The sequence below is a fragment of the Nocardiopsis lucentensis DSM 44048 genome, assembly GCF_000341125.1.
In the GTDB taxonomy this organism is placed as follows: domain Bacteria; phylum Actinomycetota; class Actinomycetes; order Streptosporangiales; family Streptosporangiaceae; genus Nocardiopsis; species Nocardiopsis lucentensis.
On sequence record NZ_ANBC01000137.1, the window covers coordinates 1 to 8,109 of the forward strand.

Below are 8,109 nucleotides of genomic sequence, written 5' to 3' on the forward strand. Positions count from 1 at the left end.
AAGCCCGAAGGCGGGTGAGTCCTTCGTCGGGCGCCCCGACGGTGTGCCACGACCGATGGCGACGCGCCCGGGAGCGTCCGACTGATCCACCGGTCCGCGTCTCAGGCGAGCGTTCCCAACCAGGTGGTCACGCCGTAGAGCACGCCGTAGGTGGCCACCGCGACGCCCAGCGCGAGCGCGATCCTCCCCTTGGCCTTGCGCGCGCCGTCCAGGGAGCACATCCGCTTCCGGTACAGCGACCACCAGACCAGCGCCACCAGTACGGCCAGACCCCCCAGACGGAACCACCAGGCGTAGCCGTCGTAGAGGTCGGTGGCCCACACGAACGCGGTCCCCGCGCTGACCACGCCCAGGAGCGCCAGCACCGTCGGTCCCACGCAGCACATGATCCCGACCAGCCCCGACACCAGGCCGATGCGCACCGCGGCCAGCGGCCGACGCGGCGTCTCTGCGCCGGTGCCGCTTCCGGGTTCCAGGTCGGGGGAGGCCGCGCTCATCGGTCGTCCTCCCGCTCGATGCCCACGCCCGGCCAGAACGCCACGTGGTCCCTGATCCGGCGGGCCAGCGGGCTGGGACGCGGGTAGTACCAGGCGGCGGCCTCGTAGGTCTGGCCGTGCACGGTGACGTCGTAGTAGCGCGCGACGCCCTTCCAGAAGCACAGGCTCCGGGACCGGGACTCGGAGAAGTGCTCGCGGCGCAGGGACTCGGGTGGGAAGTAGTGGTTGCCCTCCACCATCACGGTACTCGGCGCCTCGGCCAGCACCTCACCGTTCCAGACCGCTCGGATCATCTGCGTCCCTCCCCGCGAACGGAACCGGCCGCGACGGCGGCCGTGCCCCCAGTACACCGGTGGCCTTCGGGGGAGCGGAGGCGAGTGTCAGGGACGTGACAACCCGGGGCGAGGCCGGGAAGGCATCGCCCCGGTCAGGATCCGTCGCGCAGCCGTTCGAGGCCGTCGAGGATCAGATCGAGCCCGAACTCGAACGCGTCCCCCCGCGACGGGTGTTCCAGATGGTGGCGGATGTGCGCGACCAGGTCGGGATACTCCGCGAGCGGCGACGAGCGCAGCAGCGGCTCACCCAGCTCCCGCATCTCCTCGGCGTCGAGCGGAAAGCCGATCGCCTGCATCGCGTGGCCGACGATGTGGTTCTCGACGGCGTGGTAGCCGCTGTCGAGGAGGTCGGGCGGGAAACCGGACTCGCGCAGGTTGCGCAGGGCGCGGTCCATGTAGCGCATCCGGGCCGGTCCCAGGGTGATGCGCGCGGTCCACAACGCGGGCAGCCACGGATGCCGCATCAGCACGTCATGCGCCGAGACGGCCCGGCGCCGGGCGAACTCCCGCCAGTCGGCGCCGTCCTCGGGCAGCTCGATCTCCTCGGCGGCCCGCTCGATCATGCCGTCCAGCAGGTCGTCCTTGTTGTCGACGTGGTTGTAGAGCGCCATCGCCTCCACCCCCAGCTCCCGTCCGAGCCGGCGCATCGACAACGCGTCGGCGCCCTCCGCGTCGGCCAGGCGGATCCCGGCCTCGATCACCAGATGACGGTTCAGCGTGACGCGTTGCTCCGCGGACGACCGCTTGGACACCTTGACTTCCCTCTCCGCTTGACGGGTGATAACCCAAAGCCTAGCATACGGCGTAAATATTTACGGCGTAAATACTGGAGGGGATGGCATGAGAGCGATCGTCCAGCGTGCCTACGGCGGCCCGGCCGACGTGTTGGAGTTCGGCGAGGTCGACCGCCCGGAACCGGGCGAGGACGGGGTCCTGCTGCGCGTGCACGCGTCGTCGGTGAACCCGGCGGACTGGTTGCGCACCGTGGGGCGGCCGTACGTCCTGCGACCCGTGTTCGGCCTGCCGCGACCGAAGCCTCCGATTCCCGGCAAGGACGTGGCGGGGACCGTCGAGGCGGTCGGCCCCGGGGCCACCCGCCTCCGCCCCGGAGACGAGGTGTACGGCGAACTGCCCGGCGGCGCCTACGCCGAGTACGTCGTCGCCGCCGAGACCGCCCTGGCACGGAAGCCGACCAACCTCGACTTCGCGGAGGCGGCGGCCGTCCCCCTCGCAGGACTCACCGCGCTCCGCGGGATCCGGGACGCCGGAGCGGTCCGGGCCGGCCACCGGGTCCTGGTCAACGGCGCGTCCGGCGGCGTGGGCACGTTCGCGGTGCAGATCGCCAGGTCACTCGGCGCCCACGTGACCGGTGTGTGCGGCACGCGCAACCTCGACCTGGTGCGCTCGATCGGCGCCGACGAGGCCGTCGACTACACCCGTGAGGACTTCACCCGCGGCGAGCGGTCCTACGACGTCATCCTCGACCTGGTCGGCAACCATCCGCTGAAGGCGTACCGGCGGGTGCTGCGCGCCGACGGGGTGTACGTGGCCGCGAGCGGCGAACCCGGCGGAGCCGTCCTGGGCCCCCTGCCGTACCTCCTCGGCGTCATGGTGTCGTCACTGCGCCGCCGTCCGAGGATGACGGTGTTGGCGGCCAAACCGGACCCGGACGACCTCGCGGCGCTCACCCGCCTGATCGAGGACGGCCACGTCGCGCCCGTCGTCGACCGCGTCCATCCGCTGGACCGGGCCGCCGGGGCGCTCGCCGACCAGGGCGCGGGCCACCGGCGCGGCAAGACGGTCCTGACGGTGACACCCACCGCCCACCCCTCCTGACCACGGCTTCTCCCCCCCCAACCACCGAGGAGTCCCTCATGGCACCACCGAGCCACACACGTCCCGGAGCACACCCGACCGCCGACGACAGGAACCTCCTGCGATGGGGCGGCCTGACCGCTCTGGCGGGCAGCGCCGTCTTCGTCGCCGTCCTGATCCTCGTGATCCTCCACATCGGCCCGGAACCCGACGGGCCGGAGGGGCCGATCTCCCGGTTCCCCGAGATCCGCGCGGCCCGCACCGTGGAGAACGGCCTCTACCTGGCCGTCATGCTGCTGTGGGCGCCGCTGTCGGTGGCCCTCCACCGCGGGCTGCGCGGGGCACGGGCCGCGTTCGCGCGGTTCGGAAGCGTGCTCAACCTGATGGGCCTGGCGGTCCTCGCCGCCGGCGCCCTGCCCCACGTCGTGGCGGTCCACCTGTCCGACCGCTACCACGCCACCGACGCCACCGTCGGGGAACGGGAGACCCTCGTCCTCCTCTGGCAGGCGACGCAGGGCCTGTTCGACGCCATCCTGCTGGCGGGGCTGCTCATGACGCCGATCGGTGTGATCCTGATCGGCTTCGCCATGAACCGCGGCCCGGGCTTCGGCCGGATGGTCGGCGGCCTCAGCGTGGGTCTGGGAACGGTGGGCCTGGCCGCCGCCACGGTCATGCTCATCGACCCCCTCTCACCGTTGGCGGCCGTCACCGTCCTGACGCTCATCGCCTTCCACCTCCTCGCCGGATGGAGGGCCTACCGGCTCTCCGGCCGCCCCGCGCCCACCGCCAACCCGCCCGAGAAGGGATTCCGGGAATGACCACGTACGCGATCCTCACCGAGGATCTGAGGAAGACGTTCGGCGGCACCGTAGCCGTCGACGGTGTCGACCTGGCGGTCCCGGCCGGAACCGTCTACGGCGTCCTCGGCCCCAACGGAGCGGGCAAGACCACGACGATGCGCATGCTGGCGACGCTCGTGCGTCCCACGAGCGGACGGGCGCGCGTGTTCGGCCACGACGTCGCCGCCGAGGCCGACGCGGTACGCGCCCGCATCAGCCTGACCGGTCAGTACGCCTCGGTCGACGGCGAGCTCACCGGTGCGCAGAACCTCACGCTGATGGGGAGGCTCCTCGGCCACCGGCACCGCGCCGCGGTACGGCGTGCCCGCGAACTGCTGACGGTCTTCGGGCTCGAGGAGGCGGCGGACCGCCAGGTCAAGCGCTACTCGGGCGGTATGCGCCGCCGCCTCGACATCGCCGCGGGCATCGTGGTCACGCCCGCCCTGGTCTTCCTGGACGAACCGACCACCGGTCTGGATCCACGCAGCCGCGGACAGGTGTGGGACGCGGTACGCGCGTTGACCGATGGCGGCACCACCGTCCTGCTCACCACCCAGTACCTGGAGGAGGCCGACCGGCTCGCCGACCGCCTGGCCGTCATCGACCGCGGCCGGGTCATCGCGACGGGCACGCCAGCGGAACTGAAGCAGTCCGTCGGCGCCGGGGCGCTGCGCGTGCGGGTACAGGACGCGGACCGGCGCGACGAGGCGGAGCGGATCCTGGCCGACGTGTTGGCCCAACCGGTCCACCACGACGACGATCCCGCCGCGCTGTCGGCCCGACTGGTCGACCCCGACCGCGCCGGAGCCGCTCTGCGCGCGTTCACCCACGCCGGTATCGAGGTCAGCGCCCTCAGTGTGGGCCAGCCCAGCCTGGACGAGGTCTTCCTCGCGCTGACCGGCCACCACGCCCGGCCCGACACGGCAGAGGAGCCCCTCTCGTGAGCATCGTTCCCGTTCCGACGACCGCCCCGTCCGCCGATCCGCTGCGTTCGGCGCTGGCGTCCGGCGCCCGTCCCGCCCGGCCCGGAGCGGCGGCGGTCACCCTGGCGTTCGGCTGGCTGGCGCTGCTGCGCATCAAGCACGTGCCCAGCCAGTTGTTCGACGTCACGGTCTTCCCGCTGATCATGCTGGTGATGTTCACCTACCTGTTCGGCGGGGCCCTGGCCGGATCGACCGGTGACTACCTCCGGTCGGTTCTGCCGGGCATCCTCGTGATGACGGTGACGATGACCACCCAGTCGACCGGTGTCGCGCTCAACACCGACATCGGCGACGGTGTCTTCGACCGCTTCCGATCCCTGCCGATCTGGCAGCCGGCCGCGTTGATCGGACCGCTCCTGGCGGACCTGGTCCGTTACGCGACGAGCGCCGCGGTCGTCGTCGGAGCCGGGACGCTGCTCGGGTTCCGTCCGAACGCCGGTCCGCTCGGACTGTTGGCCGGTGCCGGGCTGGTGCTGCTGTTCGCCTGGAGCCTGTCGTGGGTCTGGACGAGCTTCGGCCTGCTGGCCCGCAGACCCGAGTCGATGATGTTCATCGGCATGCTGGTGACGTTCCCGCTGACCTTCGTCAGCAACGTGTTCGTCGACCCCGCGACACTGCCCGGGTGGCTGGAGCGCTGCGTCGAGGTCAACCCGGTCACGCATCTGGTCACCGCGACGCGTGGGTTGATGCACGGCGAGCCGGTGGCGGCCCAGGTCGGCATCGTCCTTCTGACCTGTGCGGGCATGGTCGCGGTGTTCGCGCCCGTGACGATGCGGCTCTACCGCCGCGAACGGTGAACGGTCACGGCGCCCGTGCCCCCAGCGCAACCGTGGCCTCCGCGGGAGCGTCGGCGACCGTCAGGGACGACCCGGCCCCGTCCCGAGGCCGGGCGCGCGGTCACAGGTCGGTGAGCGCGTGGACGAGCTGGTCCACGGTCGGGGCGCCCGCGAGCCCCTCCGGGGTCGGGTAGACCCGGCAGGCGAGGCCGTGGGTCCCGCCGTGGGGGAACGGGTCGCGGCCGTTCACCCGGATCGTGGGTGAGCCGGGGAAACCCCGATCCCGCGCCTCCTCCTCGGTGTGTACGGCGACCAGTTCGACTCCGGTCTCCGGGTGCCCCACACGGGTGAGTGCCCGGTGCAGACGCTCCTGAACCAGGCGCCGGTTGGGGCAGCCATCGAAGTAGAGCAGCTCTACGTTCATCTCTCCCTCCCTCTTTCCAATGTGCCCCACCGCGACAGGTCTTTGGAGCGGGTGTGTCCACTCAGGACATGGCGGTGCCGGGGGCTCTCGGGTCAGGAAGCCCCCGGCACCTGCGCCGTCTGCGTCGGGCGCACGACCGTCGACGGACGGCCGTGTCCACGCTCCGGGCGAGAACACCCCGTTCGCACGGCACACGGAGGGAGGCAATCACGCCGGATCCGAGCCGCGCCTGGACTTGTCAGCGAGGAGACACATTCAGCCGTCACGCGAGCGCGACGCGGCCGGTTTTCGGGGGTCGTCATGCACACGGTGGAGTTGGACACCGGTACCGGCGCACGGACCGTCCTCGCGGCTCAGCGGCTCGCGATCCGACCGCCAGGGTGTCCGCCCGGCACGCCCGGAAAACAAAATGGCCTGGGGCTTCCGCGATGCGGGAAGCCCCAGGCCGGAGCGCGGAGGATCGGGGATTTGAACCCCGGAAGGCGTTGCCATCCAACCGCAGTCGATCATCGTTGTTTCCAGAATTTAACTGGTGGAAGGGGTGCCGGACCGATGGGCCCGGCATCCCCCGGAACGCCGGGTCAGTCGGTCCAGGCGCGGTGGGCGAACATCTCGTCCACCTGGGTGTGGAACAGGTGGTTGGTGTAGTTGCTGATGGTCTTGACGGAGACGGCGAGCAGCACCTGCAGGATGTCGGTCTCGGTGAATCCGGCGGCGAGGAACGCGTCGACCTGGTCGGCGGTGGGCAGGCCCCGGCTCTCGACGAAGGCCGCCGTGAAGGTGGACAGGGCGTCCAGGCGCGCGTCGGGCAGCGGCTTGTCGTCGCGGAGGGCGTCGGTGACCTCGGTGGGGACCTTGTTCATGTCGGCGAGCGCGCTGTGCGCGGCGACGCAGTAGGTGCAGCCGTTGACCCGGCTGATGGTGAGCAGGACGGTCTCCTGCTCGGCCGGGGTGAGGCCCGAACCGGAGCGGAAGGCGTCGTAACCCGCCATGTAGGTCTCCAGCAGGCCGGGGACGTTGGCCATCCCCCTGTACATGTTGGGGATCATCCCGGTCTGCGCCTTGGCCTTGGCCAGCACCTCGGCGACGGCGGGGTCCTGGTCCTTCTCGGTACGGGCGGGCAGGGAGAGCGGACGCTCGGTGTGCGCCATGGGTGCTCCTCGGGTCGTGACGCATTTCTGGAGTGGATGCTCCCGAATACTTCTGGATCGTATACTACATAAATGCAGCAAGACCGATCCGCTCCCGTCCGTGCTCCCCGCCGCGGAAGGCCACGCTCGTTCGACCTCGACGCGGCCGTGGCGGCGGCGCTGAGCACGCTGTGGGACAAGGGCTACGAGGCGACGACGATCGAGGACCTCGGGCGTGCCACGGGCCTGTCGCCGTCCAGCCTGTACGCGGCCTTCGGCAGCAAGCACGGGGTACTGGAGGCCGCGCTGACGCGCTACGACCGGGACCGCGAGGACCTTCTGCGCCCCCTGGAGCACGGTTCGGGAGGTCTGGACGACCTCCGCGGCTTCCTCGACGCCATCCGCCGGGGCCTGACCGAACCCGGTCACCCGGGCTGCTTCATGGTCAACACCGCGACCGAGGTGGCCCCACGAGACGACCGGATCGCCGAACGCGCCCACCGCTACCGCGAACGCGTCCGCAACGGCCTCGCCGCCGCCCTGGACCGCGCCGCCGCCCGGGGGGAACTCCCCGCCGGGGACGTCGAGGACACCACCAGTCGGGCCAGGCTCCTGCAGGCCGCCCTCTTCGGCGTGCAGGTCACCGCACGCAGCGGCGCGACGGAGGAGGCGCTCGCCACGGTCGAGGCCCTGAGCCGCCAGATCGAACGGTGGGCGGTACCGGGCCCGTCGCCGCGGCACTAGCCGATCACCTCGACGGTGCGCGCACCGAACAGCAGGCCCACCTCGATGCCCATGCGCTCGTAGACGGCGCGGGGCACCGAGACGTCCGCCAGGTAGAGCCTGCCGGCCTGACGCGCACCGGCCGCGCTGAGCAGCCCGGTCTTCGGCAGCGCGAGTGTCATCGTCGCGGTGGCCGCCACGCATGGTTCGGCGGGGACGCCGGTGGTGGCGTCGAGCCCGCTCGGCAGGTCCAGGCTCAGCACCGGACACCGGAGGTCATAGGTCCAGCGGATCAGACCCGCCGCGGGTTCCCTGGGATCACCGGTGAGGCTGTACCCGAGCACCGCGTCGATGACCAGGTCGGCCGAGACGCCGGGGGAGCGGGTCCCGGCGTCTCGCACGTCGGCCCCCATCCGGCGGAGGATGTCGAGCTGGTGCGCGGGCACCGGTGCGAACCGTTCGGCGGGTGCGGCGAGAACGACGTGCACGGCGCGGCCCCGGTTGATCAGGTGGCGGGCGGCCACCAGCCCGCCACCGCCGTTCCCACCCGGACCCGCCAGGACGACGACACCGTGTGGCTCCCACAC

At 71.6% G+C, this 8,109-nt stretch carries 11 protein-coding genes; 5 read left to right on the top strand and 6 right to left on the bottom strand.

What is annotated here, in order from left to right:
- Positions 1–101: 101 nt before the first annotated feature.
- The 3 genes from D471_RS0104375 to D471_RS0104385 all read right to left on the bottom strand — a co-directional run bounded on the left by D471_RS0104375 (position 102) and on the right by D471_RS0104385 (position 1,584).
- Complete coding sequence (locus tag D471_RS0104375) at positions 102–497, bottom strand: hypothetical protein (protein ID WP_017597502.1); 396 nt, start codon at positions 495–497, stop codon at positions 102–104.
- Positions 494–790: a DUF427 domain-containing protein gene (locus D471_RS0104380; protein ID WP_017597503.1), complete on the bottom strand. Its 297-nt coding sequence runs from the start codon at positions 788–790 to the stop codon at positions 494–496. The genes D471_RS0104375 and D471_RS0104380 overlap by 4 nt, the downstream gene beginning before the upstream one ends.
- Positions 791–924: 134 nt before the next feature.
- Positions 925–1,584, bottom strand: coding sequence for a TetR/AcrR family transcriptional regulator (locus D471_RS0104385; protein ID WP_017597504.1), 660 nt, complete (start codon positions 1,582–1,584; stop codon positions 925–927).
- Positions 1,585–1,672: 88 nt separating this feature from the next.
- Here D471_RS0104385 and D471_RS0104390 point away from each other — a divergent pair, with 88 nt between their 5' ends.
- Genes D471_RS0104390 through D471_RS0104405 form a run of 4 tightly spaced genes read left to right on the top strand, consistent with a single transcriptional unit; the run spans position 1,673 to position 5,266 of the window.
- Positions 1,673–2,668, top strand: coding sequence for an NAD(P)-dependent alcohol dehydrogenase (locus D471_RS0104390; protein ID WP_017597505.1), 996 nt, complete (start codon positions 1,673–1,675; stop codon positions 2,666–2,668).
- A 38-nt stretch (positions 2,669–2,706) separates the two neighbouring features.
- Positions 2,707–3,465, top strand: coding sequence for a hypothetical protein (locus D471_RS0104395; protein WP_017597506.1), 759 nt, complete (start codon positions 2,707–2,709; stop codon positions 3,463–3,465).
- Entirely contained in the window at positions 3,462–4,430 is a 969-nt protein-coding gene (locus D471_RS32980) for a daunorubicin resistance protein DrrA family ABC transporter ATP-binding protein (RefSeq protein ID WP_017597507.1), read from the top strand. The genes D471_RS0104395 and D471_RS32980 overlap by 4 nt, the downstream gene beginning before the upstream one ends.
- Positions 4,427–5,266 (top strand): ABC transporter permease, encoded by an 840-nt coding sequence (locus tag D471_RS0104405; RefSeq protein WP_017597508.1) that lies wholly within the window; start codon positions 4,427–4,429, stop codon positions 5,264–5,266. The genes D471_RS32980 and D471_RS0104405 overlap by 4 nt, the downstream gene beginning before the upstream one ends.
- Positions 5,267–5,366: 100 nt before the next feature.
- Here D471_RS0104405 and D471_RS0104410 read toward each other — a convergent pair whose 3' ends face one another.
- Positions 5,367–5,669 carry a DsbA family protein gene (locus D471_RS0104410; protein WP_017597509.1) on the bottom strand — a complete coding sequence of 101 codons (303 nt, stop codon included), beginning with the start codon at positions 5,667–5,669 and terminating at the stop codon, positions 5,367–5,369.
- 581 nt (positions 5,670–6,250) lie between these two features.
- A complete protein-coding gene (locus tag D471_RS0104415; protein WP_017597510.1) occupies positions 6,251–6,820 on the bottom strand; it encodes a carboxymuconolactone decarboxylase family protein in 570 nt (189 codons plus the stop codon).
- A 72-nt stretch (positions 6,821–6,892) separates the two neighbouring features.
- Between D471_RS0104415 and D471_RS0104420 the strand changes: the two genes are divergently transcribed.
- The gene (locus D471_RS0104420) at positions 6,893–7,543 is read left to right on the top strand and encodes a TetR/AcrR family transcriptional regulator (protein ID WP_026127404.1); all 651 of its coding nucleotides are present in this window, start codon (positions 6,893–6,895) and stop codon (positions 7,541–7,543) included.
- On the opposite strand, the gene D471_RS32985 is transcribed toward D471_RS0104420, so the two are convergent.
- A partial coding sequence (locus D471_RS32985; RefSeq protein WP_040688330.1) for an NAD(P)H-hydrate epimerase occupies positions 7,540–8,109 on the bottom strand: 570 nt, incomplete at its 5' end. The genes D471_RS0104420 and D471_RS32985 overlap by 4 nt on opposite strands.

Excerpts from the sequence above, each read along its gene's own strand:
- D471_RS0104410 (WP_017597509.1), bottom strand. The coding sequence starts at position 5,669 with ATGAACGTAGAGCTGCTCTACTTCGATGGCTGCCCCAACCGGCGCCTG.
- D471_RS0104380 (WP_017597503.1), bottom strand. The coding sequence starts at position 790 with ATGATCCGAGCGGTCTGGAACGGTGAGGTGCTGGCCGAGGCGCCGAGT.
- D471_RS0104395 (WP_017597506.1), top strand. The coding sequence starts at position 2,707 with ATGGCACCACCGAGCCACACACGTCCCGGAGCACACCCGACCGCCGAC.
- D471_RS0104415 (WP_017597510.1), bottom strand. The coding sequence starts at position 6,820 with ATGGCGCACACCGAGCGTCCGCTCTCCCTGCCCGCCCGTACCGAGAAG.
- D471_RS32980 (WP_017597507.1), top strand. The coding sequence starts at position 3,462 with ATGACCACGTACGCGATCCTCACCGAGGATCTGAGGAAGACGTTCGGC.
- D471_RS0104420 (WP_026127404.1), top strand. The coding sequence starts at position 6,893 with ATGCAGCAAGACCGATCCGCTCCCGTCCGTGCTCCCCGCCGCGGAAGG.
- D471_RS0104390 (WP_017597505.1), top strand. The coding sequence starts at position 1,673 with ATGAGAGCGATCGTCCAGCGTGCCTACGGCGGCCCGGCCGACGTGTTG.
- D471_RS0104375 (WP_017597502.1), bottom strand. The coding sequence starts at position 497 with ATGAGCGCGGCCTCCCCCGACCTGGAACCCGGAAGCGGCACCGGCGCA.